Here is a 19,331-nt window from a genome sequence, read left to right on the forward strand (position 1 = left end):
GTGACAACGACACCCGCCCCGGCACCCACCACGGCACCCACCACGGTCAGCCGCCGCCGGCTGATCGATCGCATCCCTGTCGTGCACCAGGTGCGCCAGAGCTACGGCGTGCAGCGGTTCATGCTCGTCACCGGCCTGATCCTGACGCTCGTCTTCGTGATCCTGGCGATCTTCGCCCCGCTGATCGCGCCGTACGGCTACGCACAGCTGCGGGATGACAGTGGCGCGTTCGGCGCCCAGGAGGAGCCGAGCGCCCAGCACCTCTGGGGCACGACCGTCGGCGGCTACGACGTGCTGTCCCGAGTGATCTGGGGAGCGCAGACCGGCCTGTTCGTGATCGTCGTGGCCGTCGTGCTGTCCATCTTCCTCGGAGTGCTCCTCGGCCTGATCTCCGGCTACCTCGGAGGCTGGCTCGACCGGGTGCTGGTGGTGATCGCGGATGCGATCTACGCCTTCCCGTCGCTGCTGCTCGCGATCGTGATGGCCATCGTGCTCTCCGGCGGGCAGTCCGGCCTGGTCCCGGGCGTCTTTGCCGCCGCCATCTCGCTCACGGTCGTGTACATCCCGCAGTACTTTCGGGTCATCCGCGCCGAGACCACGCGGATCAAGAACGAGGCCTTCGTGGAATCCGCCCGGGTCATCGGGGCGAGCACACCGCGGATCATGTTCAAGCACGTTCTCCGCAACGCCACGCGCACCCTGCCGCTGATCTTCACGCTGAACTCGTCCGAGGCCATCCTCACGCTGGCCGGCCTCGGCTTCCTCGGCTTCGGCATCGAGCCGAGCTCCGCCGCGGAGTGGGGCTACGACCTCAACAAGGCGATCTCCGACGTCACCAGCGGAATCTGGTGGACCGCGCTGTTCCCCGGCCTCGCGATCGTCTTCGTCGTGCTCGGCATCACCCTCGTGGGGGAGAGCCTGAATGACCTCGCCGACCCGCGGCTGCGTGGTCGCCGCTCGGTCGCTGCCAGCGCCGGACTCACCGCCCAGACCTCCGTCACCGCAGGCGGCGTGATCGACCCGCCCGGCGGGCTGACAGGACTCGAGGAGCCAGAACGATGAGCGTCGCTGACATCAAGGACCTCGTGGTCTCGTTCGCGTCCGACCACGGCGCGGTGAAGGCCGTCGACGGCGTGAGCCTCACGGTCGAGAAGGGCGAGGTGCTCGCCATCGTCGGCGAGAGCGGCAGCGGCAAGACGGTGACCGCCAAGACCATCCTCGGCCTCCTGCCCGAGACCGCCACCGCATCGGGCGCGGTCGTGCTGACCCGATCGACCGGTGGCGACGTCGACGTGGTCACCCTGTCCAGGTCCCAGCTGCGCGAGGTGCGCGGCACCGACGTCGCGATGATCTTCCAGGAGCCGTCCACGGCGCTGAATCCCGTCTTCACGGTGGGCTGGCAGATCGCGGAGGGCCTGCGCGCCCATGAGCGCGTGTCGGGCGCGGCCGCCAAGGCGAAGGCCATCGACATCCTCCGCCAGGTCGGCATCCCCGATCCGGAGACCCGCGTCAACTACTACCCGCACCAGTTCTCGGGCGGACAGAAGCAGCGCATCGTCATCGCGATGGCGCTCGTGCTGCGCCCCGGCCTCATCGTCGCGGACGAGCCGACGACCGCACTCGACGTCACCGTGCAGGCCGAGATCCTCGACCTGCTCCGCAGCCTACGCGACGACTACGGCACGGCGATCGTGCTGATCACGCACAACATGGGCGTCGTCGCCGACCTCTCCGACCGGGTCGCCGTGATGTACCAGGGCAAGGTGGTCGAGCAGGCCCGCACCCGCGAGCTGTTCGCCAACCCGCAGGCGCAGTACACCCGCGACCTGCTCGCGGCAGTGCCCTACGTCGGGCAGGGACGCGCAGGAGCAGCTGCCCGCCTCAGCGGCCGAGCTGTCGGAGCGGCCGCCCCGCTGGTGAAGGCGACCGACCTCGTGATCGAGTACCCCGGCCGGCTCGGCCGCGGTGGATTCCGGGCCGTCGACGGCGTGAGCTTCAGCATCGGAGCAGGAGAGGTTCTCGGACTGGTCGGCGAGAGCGGATCGGGCAAGACCACCATCGGGCGCTCGATCGCAGGGCTCACCAAGGCCACCGGTGGATCGCTGGACGTCCTCGGCACCGAGATGGTCGGCTTCAAGGAGCGCGAGTTCCGCAAGCACCGTGTCGACATCGGCTTCGTCTTCCAGGATCCGGCCTCGAGCTTCAACCCGCTGCTGACGATCGCGCAGTGCGTGGCCGAGCCGCTCATCGTGCACAGGCGCGCGGGGGACGTGGCGTCCGCTCGCGGGCGGGTCGACGAGCTGCTCGAGGCGGTCCAGCTGCCGCGCTCCTACGGTGATCGCTATCCGCATGAGCTCAGCGGCGGTCAGCGGCAGCGCGCGAGCCTCGCTCGAGCGCTGGCGCTGCAGCCCAAGCTGCTGATCGCCGACGAGCCCACGTCCGCCCTCGACGTCTCCGTGCAAGCACGGGTGCTCGAGCTGTTCGCGGAGCTGCAGTCGGAGTTCGGCTTCGCCTGCCTGTTCATCAGCCACGACCTCGCAGTCGTCGACATCCTCGCCGACCGGATCGCGGTGCTCTACAAGGGCAAGCTCGTCGAGGAGGGAACGGGAGCAGAGGTGCTCGGTGATCCGAAGCACCCGTACACCCAGCGCCTGCTCGCCTCGCTTCCCGTTCCCGACCCGGTCGCGCAGGCCGAGCGCCGAGAGCTGCTGCGCGCCCTCCGCGCAGCCGACCCGGTCGGCTGACCGCGTGATCTGACCGCGTGACCTGACCGCGTGACCTGACCGCCGCACTCCGTTCCGCCCCTTCCACGGATCAGGCGATCTTCACGGTTCAGGCGATTCTGCGATTTCGATCACGGATCAGGCGAAAATCACCTGAACCGTGGTCGAAAGCCTGAACCGTGAAGATGAGTCACCCTTAAGGATGATTCTGGGCGTGATGAGGGCATTCATTCCGTCATCTGGCAAACGCCAAGGTGCGCAGCAGAGAGAATGGATCAATGACCGCTCGCGATGACCTCGTCGTCTCCGCCAGCGACGTCACCATCGAGTACGCGGGCGGCCGGGGGCGTGCTCGACATCGCGCGATCGACGGCGTGACCTTCGACATCGCCCGCGGCGAGCTGCTCGGCCTCGTCGGCGAGACGGGATCGGGCAAGAGCACCCTCGCCCGGACCATCGCCGGATACACCGCGCGCGGACTCGGATCCAAGGGCGCCGCACGGATGGGCATCCCGCTCGACGACATGGCCGACGTGGTCGGCGGCTCGCTCGAGGTGCTCGGGGTGAAGCTGCGATCCATGCGGATGCGCGATCGATACCGGATCACCTTCGATGTCGGCTACCTGCCCCAGGGCGCCGGTCGGATGCTGATGCCCGGCTACACGATCGCCGAGAACGTGGGGGAGCCGCTGCTGGCCCGCGACCGGCACTTCGATCGCCGCGAGCTCGGTGTGCGCGTGGCGGAGCTCATCGACGCCGTCCAGCTGCCGCTCGGGGTGATGGACCGCTACCCGCACGAGCTGTCGAGCGGACAGCGGCAGCGGGTCGCGATCGCGAAGTCGCTCATCCTCGAGCCCCTGCTCTGGGTGGCTGACGAGCCGACCGCAGGCGTCGACGTGACCGTGCGCGGCCCGGTGCTCGACACCATCCTCGAGGTGCAGAGCGACCATGAGTTCTCGGCGCTGATCATCAGCCACGACGCCGCCGTCACCGCTCGGCTCACCGACCGCGTCGCCGTGCTGCAGGGCGGTGGCCTCGTGGGTCTCGGCCGCCTCGAAGACGTGCTGACCCGCCCGATCCACCCCTACGTGCGCGGACTCGCCATCGAGTACGAGCTCACCACCGGCCCGATCACTCTGCCCGACCTCCCGCTCGCGACCGGAGCGATCCCTGTGGTGCGCGCGCAGCCTGCGGAGCCGACGGCCGAGACGGGGGGAGCGGTCGAGGACGACTTCGAGGACGAGGACGACGTGTCCGATCCAGCCGACGCGGATGCCGCGGCCGACGGTTCGGCCGACCGCGACGAGCCCGCACCGCCCGTCGAGCGAACCGGGGATGCCGAGGCGGACTCGGACGACGAGGCTTCCGCAGGTCCCACATCGGAGGAGGCGCCACGATGACCCGCAGCGATCGGTTCGCCCACCAGGCAGTCACCGGCGAGGCGAAGACCCTGCCCGACGAGCAGCGCCCAGCTGTCGGACCGATCGCGCTCCTCCCCGCCGCGAAGGCGGAGAGCCGGTTCGTGGATGCGGTCAGCGATGCAGGAGGCGAGATCGGCGAGCTCGGTTCGGACACTCGCGCCGTGGTGTGGCTCGCCAACGACCATCCCGAGGCTCTCGTCGAGGTGCTCGAGCAGCACCCGCAGATCCAGTGGGTTCAGCTGCCGTGGGCCGGAGTGGACGCGTTCGCGGATGCACTCAGCAGCCACGATCGGGCCGACCTGCTGTGGACCAGCGCGAAGGGGGCCTATGCCCAGCCGGTCGCCGAGCACGCCCTCGCTCTCGCCTTGGCCGGACTCCGCTCGCTGTCTCTGCGCGCACGCGCCACGAGCTGGGGCGAGAAGATCGGGGAGTCGCTCTATGGCGCCTCGGTGACGATCGTCGGCGCCGGTGGTATCGCGATCGAGCTGATTAGGCTGCTCCAGCCGTTCTCCGCCGAGGTCACCATCGTGCGTCGCAGCGCGGGCGAGGTGAGCGGGGCGTTCCGCACCGTCACCTCGGATCGGCTGGACGACGTGCTTCCTGAAACGGACGTGCTCATCCTCGCCGCGGCGAGCACGGGGGAGACCCGGCACCTCATCGATGCGCGTCGCCTGTCACTGCTGAAGCCGAGCGCGGTCCTGGTGAACATCGCCCGCGGCCCCCTTGTGGACACCGACGCGCTGCTCGACGCGCTCCAGGATGAGCGGCTGCTCGCGGCAGGCCTCGACGTCACCGACCCCGAGCCGCTTCCCGAGGGCCATCCGCTCTGGACGGAGCCCCGCGCTCTCATCACGCCGCATTCTGCAGATACCCCGGAAATGATCGCGCCGCTGCTGGCTGAACGCGTCCGTGCGAACGTCGAGGCCTTCGTGTCCACCGGCCGCTTCATCGGAATCGTCGATCCGAAGTCCGGCTACTAGCGCGCAACCGCCTTGTGCACCATCGATCCCGTACATTCGGCCCGAATCAGGGGTTTTGTTTGTCGGTAAGGCTCGGTCATCAGGTTCCTGAGGAGTCTGACGCATCTCGCCGAACTCCCGATGCGACCGTCGGCAGCCGACGCCAGATGCCGCCACGCCTCGTCGCGTTCGGCGGGCGCGCTCGGGTTTGCTAAAGTGGACGAGCTTCACACGCCATTCCTCGATAGCTCAATTGGCAGAGCAGCCGGCTGTTAACCGGCAGGTTCTTGGTTCGAGTCCAAGTCGGGGAGCAACTGCTCCACTACTCGTCGGCGAGGTGAATCGGGTGCCCGCAGGTCTGGCCAGGCTCGACCTGAACCTGCTGGTCTCGCTCGATGCCCTGCTGACCGAGCGCAGCGTCACCCGGGCCGCCGGAAAGCTCGGACTCAGCCAGCCGGCGCTGAGCGCCTCCCTGGCCCGTCTCCGTTTGCACTTCGCGGACGAGATCCTCGCCCGCGACGGAAACAGCTACCGCCTCACCCCTCTCGCGGTCCGCCTCGCCGAGCAGACCTCGTCGGCCCTCGACGCTGCGCGCAAGGTCTTCGCCAATGAGGCGCTCTTCGATCCGCGCACATCCACGCGCGAATTCAGCATCTACGGCTCGGATTTCGGCATCGCCGACGTCGGCAGCGCCGTCACCGCGGTCGCCGCCGATCAGGCCCCGGGTGTGCGGTTCCGCTTCATGCATCACACTCCCGCCATCGTCGACGACGCGCAGGTCTCGCTGCGCACCGTCGACGGGATGCTGCTGCCGCGCGGGTTCATCACCGGCTTCCCCTTCGTGGACATCTACCAGGACGAATGGGTGTGTCTGGTCGCGGCCGAGAACGAGCAGGTGGGGGATGTGCTCACCCCGCAGAATCTCGCCGAGCTGCCGTGGGTGTACACCTATCACAGCCGCAGCGTGTCGCTCGCGGCTGCCCGTCAGCTCCAGGAGCTCGGCATCGAGCCGATCGTCGACTGCGTCGTCGAGGGGTTCCTGACGCTGCCGTTCTTCATCGCGGGGACGAACCGGCTCGGACTCGTCCAGTCACGCATGGCCGACCGGATGCTCGCGATGGGCGACCTGCGCATCGTCGCCCTTCCCTTCGATCCGCCGACGATCGACGGAGCGCTGTGGTGGCACCCGATGCACAGCGAGGACCCCGGTCACCAGTGGATGCGCGACGTCTTCCTCGCCGCATCCCGTCTCGTCACCGCCGGCTGAGCCGCGGTACATCTCCGAGCCCAGACGGTCAGAGGTGCAGCGTGGGTGTGATGGCGCCCTCCGCCGCGGTCACCTCGTGGTGACGGACCGTGGTCTCCCGCGCCACCAGGTATCTGTCGTCGTCGGGATAGAAGACAGCCGTCGTCACGTCTTCGCCCGCAAACGCCTCGATGGCCTCGACGCTCGTCCAGAACGAGACGGTGGTCACCCGCGTGCGGCCGTCGGGCTCATCGGTGAACATGGCGAAGGCGCCGAGGTTGCCGGGAGTGGCGCGATAGTCGCGCATCCCGGTCCGCTCCAGATACGCGGCGTAGACCTCGCGGTCCGAACTGCGGATCCAGCCCACCCAGGTTCGGACGATCGAGCCTGGCTCGATATCGAGTAGTTCGGCCACGATTCCCCCGTCGTCGTCGCTGGGCTGGTGGGCTCAGTCTGTCGGCCGCGTCGCGTGAGCGCCAGGGGGTCGCCGGGCCACTCAGGAAAGGTTCAGGCGCACGAAACGCATCGGTCCGCCCACGGACGCGCCTCAAGACGTGCAACGGCTATGGGGGCGAAACAGGCGGCGCAGATGCCGAAGCCGCCCTGCCTGATGCGTTCTTGCGCACGGTCGATCTCGACGAGTCGCAGCTCGTTGGACCGACGCAGCGCATCCGCCTGCGAACGCTCGAAGGCGAGCGTCGCCCCCTCAGGGTCGTGCTCGTCGTCGTTGTTCGACCCCTGTCGAGCTTCGACGATGTCGGCGATGTCCGCACCGAGGCTTGCCAGCATGCGCCGTGCGGAGGCGGCCTCGCGGGCGAGAGCCGCTCGGAAGCCAGCAAGCTCGCGAGGGGTGAAGCGGGCGGCGGGATCGACAGCGAGATCGGCTCCAGAATCCACGGCGGACTCATCGTCGGTGCGATCGTCGGTGCCATCAACAGAGGGATCTTCGGTGTCGTCGTCGGTGCCGTTCAATCCGTCCTCCTCGCTCGGCGTGCTCCTAGACTGACACGCATGGTGCTGCCCGATGATGTCGTGCCGTATGCCCTGGTCATCGCCGGGTTGGTCCTCGTCGTCGTCGCCCTCGTCGTGGTGACCGTGCTGGCCGTGCGCCGAGCCCGCCGCCTCGGCGCCGAACGGACGGTCAACGCCCGCGCGCGGGTCGACCTCGAGCTGTCCGTCGCCGACCAGAGCGGACGGCTGCGGATGATCCGTGAGCTGCACGACCTCTCCCTGCACCGCGTCACGACGATGATCTCCGACGCGGACGGGGCGAGGTACGCGGGTCAGACCGACCCGAACGCCGCTGTCCGGGCCGCCGGCACCATCTCGGAGACCGGCCGGACGGCGCTGGCAGACATGCGCCGGGTCAGCCTGCTGGTGCGCGAGAGCGAGGCCGAGATCGGGTTGCAGCCGACGCTGAAGTCCACCCGCGACCTCTTCGCGATCATGCGCGACGCAGGGCTCACGGTGATCTTCGAGCGCTCCGGTGACCCGTACCAGGTGACGCCCGGCGCGGAGCTGATGATCTACCGCATCATGCAGGAGGCGCTGAGCAACTCGCTCAAGTACGGCGGGGAGGGCACGACCGCCCGCGTTGCGTTCACCTGGACCCAGGACGGCTTCCAGGCCCGCGTCGATGATGACGGATTCCGCAACGCAGCCATCCGCAAGGGCATGGACCCCACTGCCCCGATGAGCTACACGGTCGAGGACGACCTCCACGCTCTCACCGACGAGATCGTCGGCCCCGGCATCGCGGTCATGCGAGAGCGGGCCGAGCTCTACGGCGGAACGCTCAATGTCACGCAGACCCCCGGCGTGGGCTTCTCCATCTCTGCCGTGTTCCCGACGCTCCGTCACCACAACGGCGTGCACGGCGTGGACCTCTCGCGTGGCGCGGCGCGGTAGCAGGGCGTCGTCGGGAGCGTCCCCGCACGGTCCGAACCCGAACGGATCGGCCGCTGATGAATCGGCGGGCGGTTCAACCGATGGATCGACTGCTGGATCGACCGCCGCAGTCGATCGCGCGGCGGCGCGGGCGGGCATCGCGGTCGGCCTCGCCACCGCGGCCTACGGCATCTCGTTCGGGGCGCTCGCGGTGGCAGCAGGGCTGGACATCTGGCAGACCTGCGTCCTCAGCCTGCTGATGTTCACCGGGGGATCGCAGTTCGCGCTGGTCGGGGCGCTCGCCGCCGGGGGACTGGCGGCCGGTCCGAGCGGGATCATCAGCGCCGCCCTGCTCGGTGCGCGCAACTCGCTGTACGCCGTGCAGGTGAAGCCGATCATCGGCGGCGGGTTCTGGCGCAAGGTGCTCGCCGCCCACGTCACCATCGACGAGACGACCGCCGTGGCGACCGCCCAGCCGACGCTGCGGGCGAAGCGGATCGGCTTCTGGGTCACCGCGGCCGCGGTCTACATCGGCTGGAACCTGCTGACCCTGGTCGGCGCGATCATCGGGGATGCGCTCGGCGACGTGCGTCAGTACGGTCTGGATGCCGCGGCAGCCGCCGCGTTCCTCGGACTCCTCTGGCCGCGCCTGCGCGCCCGCCAGCCGATCGTGGTGGCCGTCGGCGCAGTCGTCGTCGCCGCATCGCTCACCCCGTGGCTGCCGCCGGGGCTTCCCGTGCTGTGCGCGGCCGGGGTGGCGCTGATCGTCGGACTGGCCAACTGGCCGGGGCCCGGTGCGTCGCGCGATCCGGTCGCATCCGAGCCTCGAGAGGCGGAGGCATGACGGGTTGGCAGATCGTGCTGCTTGCGGCCATCGCCTGCCTGGCGCTGAAGCTGCTCGGCTACCTCATCCCGGCGAAGGTGCTCGAGCGGCCGATCATCGCCCGTACGGCCGGCCTCGTCACGGTGGCGCTGCTCGCCGCGCTGGTCTCGGTCCAGACGCTCGCCAGCGGGACGACGATCGTCCTCGATGCGAGGGTCCCGGCGCTCGGCGTCGCCGCGGTCCTCTTCGCCTTGCGGGTCCCGTTCGTGCTGGTGGTGATCGCCGCCGCGGCTACGGCGGCGCTCGTACGACTCCTATTTGGCGGGTAGCACGGGGCGGCCGGTCTCAGGACGGGCGCGGGGCGCCCTCCTCGACCAACGGATCGGGGCTGAAAGCCCTCTCCCGCCATCCCTCGCTGGTCGAGGAGGCCGTCCGCGGCCGTCTCGAGACCGGTTGCCCTAGCGGTGCCCGAGAAGATCAGCCTTCGAGGTCGTCGGTGCCCGGCAGCCATGACTTGCCCGGCTTGCCCCAGCCCGAGCGATGGATCGCCTTCACGGCGCGGCGCGCGTTGAGGAAGTCGAGCCGGTCGACGTAGAGGCGACCCTCGAGATGGTCGAACTCGTGCTGGAAGATCCGCGCGAACCAGCCCTCCGCCTCGATCTCGAACGGCTTCTGGTCGAGGTCGACCGCGCGCAGGATGGCCTTCTCCGCGCGGACGAGCGGATAGCGCTCGCCGGGCACCGAGAGGCAGCCTTCCGAATCCTCGTCCTCGTCCGCCTCCGTGGTGGGCGTCGGAGTGATCAGGAGCTCGGGATTGATCGCGACCCCGCTGCGCACGCCGCTCTCGTCGGTGTAGCTGTAGACGAACAGGCGCAGGGGAACACCGACCTGGGGGCCGGCGAGGCCGACGCCGGGCGCGGCCTTCATGGTCTCGAACATGTCGGCCACGAGGGTGCGCAGCTCCGGACCGAAATCCGTGACGGGCTTGGCCCGCTCGTGCAGGACGGGGTCGCCCGTGATGCGGATGGGGAGGATCGCCATATCGGCCTAAGACTACCGATCCACGGCCTGAGATATGGTCACCTAGTGCCCGCAGACCTGACCGATCTGACCGATCAGCTCGTCCTCGGACCGTCCCAAGCCATCGGCATCCCCATCGCCCTGATCGGTGCGGTCTTCCTCAGCCTGGGAGCGCAGTTCCAGCACCGTGGGGTGACCAAGGTCGAGGCGTCACGTGGGGACGCGGTTCCCGGGCTCAGCATGTCTCAGATCTTCGCGCTGCTCGCCCGTCCGTCGTGGGTCACCGGCACGCTCCTGATCGGCCTCGCCATCGTCCTGCAGCTGACGAGCCTGCGCTTCGCGCCGCTCATCGTCGTGCAGCCGCTCGGCGCGATCGCCCTGGTGATCACCTCGGTGCTCAACGCGCGCGTCAGCCACGTCAAGCTCAACCGGCAGTCCGTCCGGGCGATCATCTTCTGCGTCGGGGGAGTGGGGCTGTTCGTCACCGTCGCCGCGTTCACCGCGGTGGAGAAGCGGATCACCTCCGCGCAGCTCATCACGATCCTGATCATCCTCGCGGTGGTGCTCGCGGTCTTCGCCGTGCTGTTCGGCCTGATCCGGCACCGGATGGGCGCTATCGCCTACATCGTCGCGGCCGGCGTGCTCTACGGCTTCGTGGCCACCCTCGCCAAGGTGGTCATCAACCGGATCGTGCAGGGCGACTTCGAGTGGCTCACCATCCTCTGCCTCGTCGGGTTGCTCGCGGCCGGCGCGGGCGGTGCCTACTGCGTCCAGACCGCCTATTCGGCGGGCCCACCCGATCTCGTCATCGCCGGCCTCACCGTGGTCGACCCGCTCGTCGCGGTCGGCATCGGCGTCATCGTGCTGGGCGAGGCCTCGCAGGCGCCGCTCTATGCGATCCCGCTGTTCATCATCGCCGGAGCGATCGCCGTGTACGGGGTGTTCCAGCTGGCGAAGCATCACCCTCAGGCTCGGCACTGATCGGCCGGCTGCAGGCGCGATTCGGCCGATCCAGCGCCGTGGATCGTGGTCTGCGGCTCGCCATCGCGGCACCCCCGCCCGCAGAGAGCGGTGCGGTAGCGTGAAGCCACCCACCACCTGATCTGCCCGTCTGTCTGAACACGAGGAATGGCTCATCAACGCGCAATCTCCTGATGCCGCCGGGGCCGAGGCTCCGCGACTGACCGTGCTCATGGTGGGGGACACGTTCCCGCCCGACGTCAACGGTGCATCCAACTTCAGCGTGCGCCTCGCAGCGGGTCTCGCCCGACGCGGCCACAACGTGCACGTCGTCGCCCAGGCGCACACCTGGCGCCAGACCGCCGGTCCCGAGGAGCATGAGGGCGCGACCTTCACCGTGCACCGGCTGCGCAGCACGCGCTGGCCGGGCCACGACTGGATCCGGTTCGTCAACCCGCTCCGGATCAACGCGAACATGCGGCGGATCATCCGCGAGGTGAATCCCGACGTGCTGCACAGCCAGGCGCACCTGCTGGCCGGGCGCGGTGGATCGACCGAGGCGATCAAGGTCGGCCTGCGCATCGTCAACACCAATCACTTCATGCCCGAGAACCTCATCGAGCACACCGGCCTGCCCAAGTTCATCTGGCCGCTCGGCGTCACGATCACCTGGAAGGATGCGACCCGCATCCTCAAGCGCGCCTCGGCGATCACGACCCCGACCCGTCGTGCCGCGGACTACCTCGAGTCGAAGACCGGCCTGCACGGCGTGCACGCGGTCTCCTGCGGCATCCGGGCGGCGGACTACACGCCGAGCTTCGAGCCGCGCACCGAGAACCGCGTGGCCTTCACCGGCCGGGTGACTGGCGAGAAGCAGATCGACAAGCTGCTCGAAGCCGTCGCGATCATGCCGGCCGACCTCAACACGATCGTCGACATCATCGGCGACGGCGATCAGCGGAAGGCGCTCGAGGAGCAGGCCGTCCGCCTCGGCATCGCCGACCGCGTGATCTTCCACGGGCGGGTGTCCGACGCGAAGCTCCGCTCGCTGCTGACCGGGGCCACGGTCTTCGCGATGCCATCGATCGCCGAGCTCCAGAGCATCTCGACCATGGAGGCCATGGCGAGCGGACTCCCGATCGTCGCCGCCGACGCGATGGCCCTGCCGCACCTCGTGCACGACGGCGAGAACGGATTCCTGTTCCCGCCCGGTGACATCCCCGCTCTCGCCGAGCGCCTCGAGCGCGTGCTGCGGCTGCCCGAGGATGAGCTGGCGATCATGAAGAACGCGTCGCTGCGACTCATCGAGCCGCACGACATCGAGACCACCCTCGACGTCTTCGAGCGCCTGTACCGCGGCGAGGACGTGGACGATCCGGTGACGGAGGTCCCTCCGCTGAGCAGCAAGCTGCGCGAGCAGTTCCGCGGCCTGCGCCGCCGCGCCCGAGACGCCCTGACCGACTGAGCGTCATCCGGGTCCGGGTCCGCGTCGGGGTCCGGGTCTGGATCCGCTTCCGGGTCCGCGGCCGCGGGATCGCCTGGGCAGCTCGGCCACCTTTTGCGCGGGCCTGGCCACCTTTCGGGTCCTTCGGCCACCTTTCGAAGGGTGGCCGAACGTCCCTAAAGGTGGCCCAACTACTTTGCGGCGATAGTGGGCGGATAGTCCGAAGTCGTGGCCCCCTTTCGTTCGGGCCAGCCACCTTTCCTACCCTCGGCCACCTTTTCATTCGCGACGGCCCGCTTTCCTACCGTCGGCCACCTTTGTAAACCTGGCCGTCGGTAGCAAAGGTGGCCGAGCATTCTCAGACGCCGCGGTTGAGTGAACGGGATCGCTGACGGCCACCTTTCGCCGTGACGGCACTGGTTTCAAAGGTGGCCGTCGAGGACAGAGGTGGCCGCCGAGGGAAAGGGTGGCCGCCGAGGGAAAGGGTGGCCGCCGAGCGCCGGATGATCACCGCGCCGGATCGAGCCGATCTCACGTCGTGAAGTGCTCAGTACCAGCCGACCGACTCGGAGTGCGCCCACGCGCCGCACGGATTGCCGTAACGGGACGTGATGTAGCTCAGCCCCCAGGTGATCTGGGTCGCCGAGCTGGTCTGCCAATCCGATCCGGCGCTCGCCATCTTGCTGCCGGGCAGAGACTGGGGGATCCCGTACGCGCCGCTCGACGCGTTGTACGCGTTCCAGCGCCAACCGGATTCACGGTTCCAGAGCGACACCAGGCAGTTGTACTGGCTCGTATCCCAGCCGCGCGACGAGACGACGTCGGCCGCGTAGGCGCGGGCGTCGGCCGGACTGAGCGACCCCGATCCGCCCGAGACGGTCGTCACGGGCGTGGTCGTCGCGCTGGTGTTGGCGGCCGCAGCCTTGCGGGCCGCCTCCTGTGCGGCGGCGTAGGCGGCGGCGGCCTCCTGGCCCGCTCGGTACTGGGACTCGAGCTGCGCTGTGGTGTTGTTCAGCGAGGCGAGCTGCGCGTAGAGCGTGTCGCTCTGCGTCTGCGCCTCGGCGACCTTCGCGTCCGCCGCGCTCTGCGCCGCGTTCGCCGACTCCAACGACGACTGCGCGGCCGCCGCGAGCTTGGCGCGCTCTTCTTCGGCGACCGTCGCCTGAGCGGTGAGCGACGACAGCTGCTTCTCCGCGCGCTCCGCCTCTGCCATCGCCGATGCCGAGACATCGCCGAGGCGGCTCAGCGTGCCGAGCTGGTACAGCGTGCTCCCGGCGTCGGATGCGGACAGCCAGAGGTCGAGTGTCGGATTGGCAGATCGGGAGAGCTGGCTCGCGGTGACACCGGCCCGTTTGCGGGACGTGGCAACCTCGGCGGTGGCCTCATCGACCTGAGTCTGGAGCTGGTCCGCGGACTCCTGGGCGGCCTCGGCGGACGATCGTGCCTCCTCGTACTCGCCGGCCTTGGCGAGCGCCTCATCGGCGAGGTCGGCGGCGGTGGCCTGCAGCTCGTCGAGGGCTGCCGTGATCTTGGAGGCTTGCGCGGCGACGGCCGCCGCGTTGCCCTTGGCGGCCTGCACCTCGTCCCAGGTCGGGTAGTCCGCGGCCTGGGCCGGGATCGCGATGGCCATCGATCCGAGCACCACTGCGAGCACAGCCAGCATCCGCGCGACTACGAGATCGTGACGCTGGGCGCGATGGCGCCCTCGCTCAGCTCGCCCGCGATCGGTCATCCCGCCAGGCTATGAACAGGTGCGGTCGCCACTGTCGCAAACCTCCGACGGGAAGCGAGTCCACAGCAGATCCGAAAGGTCGCGTGCCCACAGCTCCGTGGATGCTGAACCGATCAGGGGATGTGCCTTCCTGATCCGTGCAACCCGGGCCGGGCGATCACCCTCGTCTGTCCCTCCGGGGCCGGGCGTGATGGCCGGGCGTGGTGTCGACGGGGCCGGTCATGGGGGAGTCCCACATGCCGTGCGTCGGGACGGCCTCGTCGTCCCCTGGCCAGGGAGGCATGGTGACGCCGACGATGCGGAGGGGCGCGCCGCCGTCGCAGCGGAACTGGAATCGAGTGCCGACCGGCAGGTCGAGAGCCATGTCCGCCTCGAGCTCTGTGACGCTCTCGTCACCGTCGAGGCTGCGCCAGATCCGTCCGCTTCCGCTCAGCACGAACCACATCTCGGTCACCGTCCGGTGCACGATCGCCGCCGAGACCTGTCCGGGCTGGAGGGTGAAGTGACTCAGACTGCCCGAGGCCGAGCTCGCCAGCAGCCGAACTTCCGAGCCGTCCGGCGCCGTGACATCCGGCTTCTCCGGCAGGTGGCGGGTCGTGAACGCGGTCACCCGCTGACCCTACCCCCGACCCAATACGCTGAGCGGATGACCGTCACGAGTGCGATCCTCGGCTTCGCCCTCGTCGCCGCACTGCTCACGATCATCCCTGGGCTCGACACCGCGCTGGTGCTGAGATCGGCCATCAACCGCGGGCGCGGGCAGGCCTATGCGAGCGGCCTCGGCATCAGCACCGGCTCGCTGATCTGGGCCGTGGCTGCGGCAGTCGGGGCGACCGCAGTGCTCGCCGCCTCGGAGACCGCATATCGGGTGCTGACACTCCTCGGCGCCGGATACATGGTCTATCTGGGAGTGCGGATGCTCGTCGGAGCCGTCCGTCGATCCCATCACGGTCCTCAGCCCACAACCGAGTCCACGACCGAGCCTGCGCTCGCCGCGTCGCCCTGGCGAGCATGGACGGTCGGCCTGCTGACCAACCTGCTCAACCCCAAGGTGGGCGCGTTCTACCTGGCGACGATCCCGCAGTTCATCCCGGCGGGCGTCTCGCCGCTCGTGATGGGAGCGCTGCTCGGCCTCGTGCACGTGGCACTCGGCATGACCTGGTTCACGCTCATCATCGGGGCGACCGCCCGTGCGAGCAGATTCCTGCGCAGTCCTCGCGCGACCCGGATCGTCGACGGGGTGACCGGAACCGTGCTGGTCGGCTTCGGCATCAAGCTCGCCCTGTCGCCGCGCTGATCTTCGCCTGCGACTCAGTGCGCAGATCTCGCAGTGGACCCGGGGCTGCTGACCATGGGAGCGTGGTCCGCGACGTGGGCGACGGGAAGGATGCGACGGACGATGGTCGGAGAGACGGATCACTCTGAGGCGAGCTCGAAGAAGGAGCAGAAGCAGAAGCGGACGAGGCGCCAGCTCCCACCCGATCCGTTCGGCGAGCCGCCCCACGAGGAGGCCGACCGATCGTTCGAGCCGTACAAGTTCGTCCCGCCGGGGATCACGGGCGGACTCGGCTCGTGAGCATCGCATGCTCCGGGTGAGGTGCTTCGAGACGGAGCTGGCGGAGAACGGCGACGTCATCGGCGTAGGCGACGTCGTGAAGCGGATGGCTGTCCGGCACCCGATGGAGCACTTCGGGACGGAGATCGATGCGCTCTGGGGGTTCGACAGCTACGGCGGTCCACCGGACAGCGAGGTCATTACCCTCACCGGCGAAGTCACCGCCATCGATGCCGTGTACGTCGAACTGACAGCGGATGCCGATGGAGGCTGGCGCCCACGGCTGAGGTCGGCTCGGCTCGAGCCACTGCACTCCACTGCGGACACGGTCAGTCCGCTTCCCACGATCCTCTGGGAGACGCCCTCGCCGCCCGATCCGACGGGCCATTCCTACGGGACGGGGTACGCCATCATCACCGAAGGGGACACGAGCTTCGCGGGGTGGGTCGTCACGCTGCAGGACGAGGTGTCCACACCCGCGGTCTCGCCAGGAGGCTGACGCCCAGTCCTCATCCCCGCCGTGAGGCTGGACCGCGCACAGCGAAGATGATCAATACCGCGCCGATGAGGACCGAGATGAGAAAGCCGACCGTGGCGGCGACGTCCTGGGGAAGCGCCGAGCAGGCGGCAGGAGTGTCGTCGTAGGGACACGTCCGCCACGGCTGTGCAAGGAACACGGCTGTGCCGACGACGCCGATGACGAGCAGGGCGACTCCGAGTACGGCGATGCGGCGGCGGTCTCGGTCCATTCGCTCAGTGAAACAGGTTGCGGGGAACGTCACGAGTGCTCCCTCGTTGTTCGACCCGACGGGATAGCCGGCTGTGGTCACAAAGGCGGGCCTCGAGCCTGCGCGCCCCTCGATCTGGGACTCCGCAACTCGAGCGCTGGTGGGAAGACTGGCTGATCGGGGGTTGAATTCATGATCAAGGCAGTACTGGCTATATTCGGGGTCTTCGCGCTGGCGGTCGGCAGCGCACTCGCGATCATTCCGCGGTGGGTCGCGATCGCGCACGGGTTCGGCTTCCCGAGCATCAGGCTGATCGTGGTCAGCCTCGCATTGGCTGCGCTTCTGCCCGCCTTCGTCTACTTCCTGTTCGAGAATGCGCGGGCCGGCCGTCTGCGGGTCGCGATGCTCGAGCAGCTGCGCCATGCGAACCCCGGAGGCGTGGTCTTCGCCGCACGGGCATCCGCGGAGCTCATCGGCTCCCTCAACGTGATTCGTGCTCAGATGGGCCAACCGCCATTCGTCGGCGGTCGCCCGCCGCTGGGGGTCGTCGTGTCGCCGACGGCACTCACCGTGTGGAAGACGACCGGTGAACTGGTGTTCCGGTTGCCGATCGAGCAGCTGGCCTCAGCAGGAGCCGCCACACTGCACGTCAAGATGCCCGGCATGCTTCGGAGGGTCAAGTTCGAGAGCCTCGTCTGCGACATCCGGTGGGGCGAGCGGATCGCGCGTCTGCCGATCGCGGTGACGATGCGATCGGTCGGGCAGGCCACTCGGGCCGAGGTGGTTGTCATTGCCGACCAGATCAACTCGCTGCTGGCGACCCGTCCGCTGCCGACGATCGTCGCCAACGGACGCTAGGGCGTCAGTCCCGTTCGATCAGCCTGAAGCGGCTGATGCGCTCGCCGTCGACCTCGACAACATCCTGAAAGCTCGCGAGCGGTCGCGCGAATGTCGGCGTCTCGCCGTAGATCGCGCCGGCGTCGTGGACCGGATACAGAGCCAGATAGAGCACCAGCGGCTCGTCCGACTCCGTGTGCTTCGCGACCCCCAGCACCCGGTAGTCCTTGCCCTTGAAGTGACGGTAGACGCCCGGAACGGGTGCCGCGTTCATGCTGTCGGGCTCTTCATTCGGCATCTGTCATTGATATCGGTCCGTGCGAAGTGAGTCCACACGACAGCCGAGCGGAATGCCCCCTGCCGGTGATGACCCGGTCCTGCTCATCCGGACACCCTTGTGCCGGCCGCCGAGAGGCGAGCAAGATCGCCTGATGCAGACCAACGGTGACGACGTGACTGGGGATCAGGCGCAGGCCGCCGCGCTGCCCCTGTCGATGACGGGCAAGGCCAGCTCGGCGAAGGCCGCAGTCGGCGACAAGCCGGTCTTCGCCTACATCGCCAGCCTTCCCCAGCCTCAGCGTGCGATCGCGGAGGCCGTGGATGCCCTGGCGGCGGCGACGCTGCCCGACCTGGAGCGGTCGGTGAAATGGGGAATGGCGTACTACGGCGTCGGCGACGGCTGGTGCTTCAGCAGCGGCGCGTTCGCCGGCCACGTCAAGGTCATGTTCATCAATGGAGCCGATCTTCTCGACCCCGTCCCGCCGGTGACTCCGACGGGCATGGGAAAGGCCACCCGTGGGATCGAGCTCGAATCCCTCGACGACATCGACGCGGCTCAGCTCTCCGCGTGGATGACGCAGATCGCCGCCTCACCCGGGCTCGGCAAGCGACGCTGACCCGTCTGGGCCTCGTGCGCGGAACGCTATGAGGATTCGGGCATCCAGCTGCGCAGGTAGGCCCGCTGGGCGGAGCTGATCCGGATCACCGAACCGGCCAGGTCCACGAAGACCATGGTCGTCGTCGCCTCGGCATGCGAACGCTCGATGCCAGCGCTGTCCCTCGTGGTGATCCGGTAGCCGATGGCGAAGCTGCCGCCGCCGATGCGCTTCACCTCGAGTTCGACCTCGACCGGATCCGGTCCGTAGTCGAGCACGGTCCGGTAGCGGATCTCGATCTGAGAGACGAGGACCCGCGTCGCTTCTGTGCAATCGAGCGGGGGCAGGATCCCGTCGCTCGCATCCCAGATCCCACGGACACGAGCCTCCTCGAGGAGCCGCACGATCGCGACGTTGTTCACGTGCCCATACGGGTCCTGGTCGCCCCACCGGAGCGAGACGAGCGTGCGGCGCGATTCCATCCGTCCATTGTCCCTGTCTCGTCGGTCGACGAGAGAGCGATGGGGGAGCGGCTGAACAGCGTCGTCGGCGGCCTGAACAATGCGTGGAGGTAAAGGCGTGAAAAGGTCCCGTTTCCCTTTCGTTATGAATCGAATTCGGTCGCTACCAATCCAATGCGCCGCGTGCGCCGAACTGATGATGTCCCGCAAGGAACACACCACTCACAGCAAACTGAGGATTGATAATGCGCAAGTTCTACAAGAGCACGATCGGGATCGCTGCTGCCGGCTTCATGCTGGTTGGCCTGGCTGCCTGCTCGACCTCGACCGGTACGGACACGAGCTCCAGCTCGGGTACCTCTTCTTCTTCCGCTCCGTCGGCTGAGGCCGACCCGGAGCCCCTGGCCTCGATCCCCGCCCTCGCCGGCGTCTCCACCCAGGTCACCCTCGACCAGGGCTTCCTGGACGCGATCACCGGCCTGGGCCTGACCCCCGGCCTGATCGGCACCGCGACCCTCGAGGGCGGCGTCCTGTCGTTCCCGATCACCGGTGGAAACGTGGACTACTACGACCCGAACGAGTCCTACCGCCCGTATGTTCAGGGTGAGATCGACCACGCCGGCTCCGGTATCACGCTCTCCAACGCTGACGGCTCGATCG

At 68.6% G+C, this 19,331-nt stretch carries 23 protein-coding genes, 1 tRNA gene and 1 pseudogene; 17 read left to right on the top strand and 8 right to left on the bottom strand.

Going from position 1 to position 19,331, the window contains the following annotated elements; genetic code table 11:
- The 6 genes from E6C64_RS18690 to E6C64_RS18715 all read left to right on the top strand — a co-directional run bounded on the left by E6C64_RS18690 (position 1) and on the right by E6C64_RS18715 (position 6,370).
- Positions 1–1,062, top strand: coding sequence for an ABC transporter permease (locus E6C64_RS18690; RefSeq protein WP_233255739.1), 1,062 nt, complete (start codon positions 1–3; stop codon positions 1,060–1,062).
- Positions 1,059–2,744 carry a dipeptide ABC transporter ATP-binding protein gene (locus E6C64_RS18695; RefSeq protein WP_136429448.1) on the top strand — a complete coding sequence of 562 codons (1,686 nt, stop codon included), beginning with the start codon at positions 1,059–1,061 and terminating at the stop codon, positions 2,742–2,744. Before E6C64_RS18690 ends, E6C64_RS18695 begins: the two co-directional genes overlap by 4 nt.
- Before the next feature lie 257 nt (positions 2,745–3,001).
- Positions 3,002–4,123, top strand: coding sequence for an ABC transporter ATP-binding protein (locus E6C64_RS18700; RefSeq protein WP_136429450.1), 1,122 nt, complete (start codon positions 3,002–3,004; stop codon positions 4,121–4,123).
- Complete coding sequence (locus E6C64_RS18705; protein WP_136429452.1) at positions 4,120–5,124, top strand: D-isomer specific 2-hydroxyacid dehydrogenase family protein; 1,005 nt, start codon at positions 4,120–4,122, stop codon at positions 5,122–5,124. Before E6C64_RS18700 ends, E6C64_RS18705 begins: the two co-directional genes overlap by 4 nt.
- 217 nt (positions 5,125–5,341) lie before the next feature.
- Positions 5,342–5,414: transfer RNA gene (locus E6C64_RS18710), tRNA-Asn, on the top strand.
- A gap of 35 nt (positions 5,415–5,449) precedes the next feature.
- Positions 5,450–6,370 carry a LysR family transcriptional regulator gene (locus E6C64_RS18715; protein WP_158437934.1) on the top strand — a complete coding sequence of 307 codons (921 nt, stop codon included), beginning with the start codon at positions 5,450–5,452 and terminating at the stop codon, positions 6,368–6,370.
- A gap of 28 nt (positions 6,371–6,398) precedes the next feature.
- On the opposite strand, the gene E6C64_RS18720 is transcribed toward E6C64_RS18715, so the two are convergent.
- Both E6C64_RS18720 and E6C64_RS19565 read right to left on the bottom strand, forming a co-directional pair.
- Positions 6,399–6,764 (bottom strand): hypothetical protein, encoded by a 366-nt coding sequence (locus tag E6C64_RS18720; RefSeq protein WP_233255740.1) that lies wholly within the window; start codon positions 6,762–6,764, stop codon positions 6,399–6,401.
- Positions 6,765–6,856: 92 nt separating this feature from the next.
- A complete protein-coding gene (locus tag E6C64_RS19565) occupies positions 6,857–7,321 on the bottom strand; it encodes a TraR/DksA family transcriptional regulator (RefSeq protein WP_332908240.1) in 465 nt (154 codons plus the stop codon).
- Positions 7,322–7,360: 39 nt separating this feature from the next.
- Here E6C64_RS19565 and E6C64_RS18730 point away from each other — a divergent pair, with 39 nt between their 5' ends.
- The 3 genes from E6C64_RS18730 to E6C64_RS18740 all read left to right on the top strand — a co-directional run bounded on the left by E6C64_RS18730 (position 7,361) and on the right by E6C64_RS18740 (position 9,388).
- On the top strand, positions 7,361–8,257 hold the full coding sequence (locus E6C64_RS18730; protein WP_136429456.1) for a sensor histidine kinase: 897 nt from the start codon (positions 7,361–7,363) through the stop codon (positions 8,255–8,257).
- A gap of 136 nt (positions 8,258–8,393) precedes the next feature.
- On the top strand, positions 8,394–9,080 hold the full coding sequence (locus E6C64_RS18735; RefSeq protein ID WP_233255743.1) for an AzlC family ABC transporter permease: 687 nt from the start codon (positions 8,394–8,396) through the stop codon (positions 9,078–9,080).
- Positions 9,077–9,388, top strand: a complete 312-nt coding sequence (locus E6C64_RS18740) for an AzlD domain-containing protein (protein WP_136429460.1) — start codon at positions 9,077–9,079, stop codon at positions 9,386–9,388. The genes E6C64_RS18735 and E6C64_RS18740 overlap by 4 nt, the downstream gene beginning before the upstream one ends.
- A 148-nt stretch (positions 9,389–9,536) precedes the next feature.
- Here E6C64_RS18740 and def read toward each other — a convergent pair whose 3' ends face one another.
- Positions 9,537–10,100: a peptide deformylase gene (gene def, locus E6C64_RS18745; protein ID WP_136429462.1), complete on the bottom strand. Its 564-nt coding sequence runs from the start codon at positions 10,098–10,100 to the stop codon at positions 9,537–9,539.
- Positions 10,101–10,145: 45 nt separating this feature from the next.
- Between def and E6C64_RS18750 the strand changes: the two genes are divergently transcribed.
- Together E6C64_RS18750 and E6C64_RS18755 are read left to right on the top strand one after the other, a co-directional pair.
- Positions 10,146–11,060: a DMT family transporter gene (locus E6C64_RS18750; protein ID WP_136429464.1), complete on the top strand. Its 915-nt coding sequence runs from the start codon at positions 10,146–10,148 to the stop codon at positions 11,058–11,060.
- A 211-nt stretch (positions 11,061–11,271) separates the two neighbouring features.
- Complete coding sequence (locus E6C64_RS18755) at positions 11,272–12,504, top strand: glycosyltransferase (RefSeq protein WP_136429467.1); 1,233 nt, start codon at positions 11,272–11,274, stop codon at positions 12,502–12,504.
- A 526-nt stretch (positions 12,505–13,030) separates the two neighbouring features.
- Here the strand turns inward: E6C64_RS18755 and E6C64_RS18760 are convergent.
- Positions 13,031–14,215: a coiled-coil domain-containing protein gene (locus E6C64_RS18760; protein ID WP_136429469.1), complete on the bottom strand. Its 1,185-nt coding sequence runs from the start codon at positions 14,213–14,215 to the stop codon at positions 13,031–13,033.
- A 157-nt stretch (positions 14,216–14,372) separates the two neighbouring features.
- Positions 14,373–14,825, bottom strand: coding sequence for a cupin domain-containing protein (locus E6C64_RS18765; RefSeq protein ID WP_199241109.1), 453 nt, complete (start codon positions 14,823–14,825; stop codon positions 14,373–14,375).
- 36 nt (positions 14,826–14,861) lie between these two features.
- Here E6C64_RS18765 and E6C64_RS18770 point away from each other — a divergent pair, with 36 nt between their 5' ends.
- The 3 genes from E6C64_RS18770 (at position 14,862) to E6C64_RS18775 (ending at position 16,269) form a co-directional block, all read left to right on the top strand.
- Entirely contained in the window at positions 14,862–15,512 is a 651-nt protein-coding gene (locus E6C64_RS18770; protein ID WP_136429470.1) for a LysE family translocator, read from the top strand.
- Positions 15,513–15,614: 102 nt separating this feature from the next.
- Positions 15,615–15,791 (top strand): hypothetical protein, encoded by a 177-nt coding sequence (locus tag E6C64_RS19180; protein WP_158437935.1) that lies wholly within the window; start codon positions 15,615–15,617, stop codon positions 15,789–15,791.
- Between the two features lie 7 nt (positions 15,792–15,798).
- The gene (locus tag E6C64_RS18775) at positions 15,799–16,269 is read left to right on the top strand and encodes a hypothetical protein (protein ID WP_136429472.1); all 471 of its coding nucleotides are present in this window, start codon (positions 15,799–15,801) and stop codon (positions 16,267–16,269) included.
- A gap of 10 nt (positions 16,270–16,279) precedes the next feature.
- Here E6C64_RS18775 and E6C64_RS18780 read toward each other — a convergent pair whose 3' ends face one another.
- Positions 16,280–16,519, bottom strand: a complete 240-nt coding sequence (locus E6C64_RS18780) for a hypothetical protein (RefSeq protein ID WP_136429474.1) — start codon at positions 16,517–16,519, stop codon at positions 16,280–16,282.
- A gap of 171 nt (positions 16,520–16,690) precedes the next feature.
- Between E6C64_RS18780 and E6C64_RS18785 the strand changes: the two genes are divergently transcribed.
- Positions 16,691–17,356 carry a hypothetical protein gene (locus E6C64_RS18785; RefSeq protein ID WP_136429476.1) on the top strand — a complete coding sequence of 222 codons (666 nt, stop codon included), beginning with the start codon at positions 16,691–16,693 and terminating at the stop codon, positions 17,354–17,356.
- A gap of 4 nt (positions 17,357–17,360) precedes the next feature.
- Here E6C64_RS18785 and E6C64_RS18790 read toward each other — a convergent pair whose 3' ends face one another.
- On the bottom strand, positions 17,361–17,633 hold the full coding sequence (locus tag E6C64_RS18790; RefSeq protein WP_233255741.1) for a DUF1653 domain-containing protein: 273 nt from the start codon (positions 17,631–17,633) through the stop codon (positions 17,361–17,363).
- Positions 17,634–17,766: 133 nt separating this feature from the next.
- On the opposite strand from E6C64_RS18790, the gene E6C64_RS18795 reads away from it, so the two are divergent.
- Positions 17,767–18,231: a DUF1801 domain-containing protein gene (locus tag E6C64_RS18795; RefSeq protein WP_199241110.1), complete on the top strand. Its 465-nt coding sequence runs from the start codon at positions 17,767–17,769 to the stop codon at positions 18,229–18,231.
- Positions 18,232–18,257: 26 nt separating this feature from the next.
- Here the strand turns inward: E6C64_RS18795 and E6C64_RS18800 are convergent, their stop codons facing one another.
- Positions 18,258–18,692: an acyl-CoA thioesterase gene (locus tag E6C64_RS18800; RefSeq protein ID WP_136429480.1), complete on the bottom strand. Its 435-nt coding sequence runs from the start codon at positions 18,690–18,692 to the stop codon at positions 18,258–18,260.
- A 224-nt stretch (positions 18,693–18,916) separates the two neighbouring features.
- On the opposite strand from E6C64_RS18800, the pseudogene E6C64_RS18805 reads away from it, so the two are divergent.
- A pseudogene (locus E6C64_RS18805) lies at positions 18,917–19,331 on the top strand (hypothetical protein); the annotation flags it as partial.

The organism is Naasia lichenicola, from assembly GCF_004801885.1.
Classification (GTDB): Bacteria; Actinomycetota; Actinomycetes; order Actinomycetales; family Microbacteriaceae; genus Naasia; species Naasia lichenicola.

What these genes read in the sequence shown, in the direction of transcription:
- E6C64_RS18790 (WP_233255741.1), bottom strand. Translation starts at nt 17,633, where the DNA reads ATGCCGAATGAAGAGCCCGACAGCATGAACGCGGCACCCGTTCCGGGC.
- E6C64_RS18705 (WP_136429452.1), top strand. Translation starts at nt 4,120, where the DNA reads ATGACCCGCAGCGATCGGTTCGCCCACCAGGCAGTCACCGGCGAGGCG.
- E6C64_RS19180 (WP_158437935.1), top strand. Translation starts at nt 15,615, where the DNA reads ATGGTCGGAGAGACGGATCACTCTGAGGCGAGCTCGAAGAAGGAGCAG.
- E6C64_RS18740 (WP_136429460.1), top strand. Translation starts at nt 9,077, where the DNA reads ATGACGGGTTGGCAGATCGTGCTGCTTGCGGCCATCGCCTGCCTGGCG.
- def (WP_136429462.1), bottom strand. Translation starts at nt 10,100, where the DNA reads ATGGCGATCCTCCCCATCCGCATCACGGGCGACCCCGTCCTGCACGAG.
- E6C64_RS18700 (WP_136429450.1), top strand. Translation starts at nt 3,002, where the DNA reads ATGACCGCTCGCGATGACCTCGTCGTCTCCGCCAGCGACGTCACCATC.
- E6C64_RS18755 (WP_136429467.1), top strand. Translation starts at nt 11,272, where the DNA reads ATGGTGGGGGACACGTTCCCGCCCGACGTCAACGGTGCATCCAACTTC.
- E6C64_RS18760 (WP_136429469.1), bottom strand. Translation starts at nt 14,215, where the DNA reads ATGACCGATCGCGGGCGAGCTGAGCGAGGGCGCCATCGCGCCCAGCGT.
- E6C64_RS18775 (WP_136429472.1), top strand. Translation starts at nt 15,799, where the DNA reads ATGCTCCGGGTGAGGTGCTTCGAGACGGAGCTGGCGGAGAACGGCGAC.
- E6C64_RS18780 (WP_136429474.1), bottom strand. Translation starts at nt 16,519, where the DNA reads ATGGACCGAGACCGCCGCCGCATCGCCGTACTCGGAGTCGCCCTGCTC.
- E6C64_RS18785 (WP_136429476.1), top strand. Translation starts at nt 16,691, where the DNA reads ATGATCAAGGCAGTACTGGCTATATTCGGGGTCTTCGCGCTGGCGGTC.
- E6C64_RS18800 (WP_136429480.1), bottom strand. Translation starts at nt 18,692, where the DNA reads ATGGAATCGCGCCGCACGCTCGTCTCGCTCCGGTGGGGCGACCAGGAC.
- E6C64_RS18730 (WP_136429456.1), top strand. Translation starts at nt 7,361, where the DNA reads ATGGTGCTGCCCGATGATGTCGTGCCGTATGCCCTGGTCATCGCCGGG.
- E6C64_RS18695 (WP_136429448.1), top strand. Translation starts at nt 1,059, where the DNA reads ATGAGCGTCGCTGACATCAAGGACCTCGTGGTCTCGTTCGCGTCCGAC.
- E6C64_RS18795 (WP_199241110.1), top strand. Translation starts at nt 17,767, where the DNA reads ATGCAGACCAACGGTGACGACGTGACTGGGGATCAGGCGCAGGCCGCC.
- E6C64_RS18770 (WP_136429470.1), top strand. Translation starts at nt 14,862, where the DNA reads ATGACCGTCACGAGTGCGATCCTCGGCTTCGCCCTCGTCGCCGCACTG.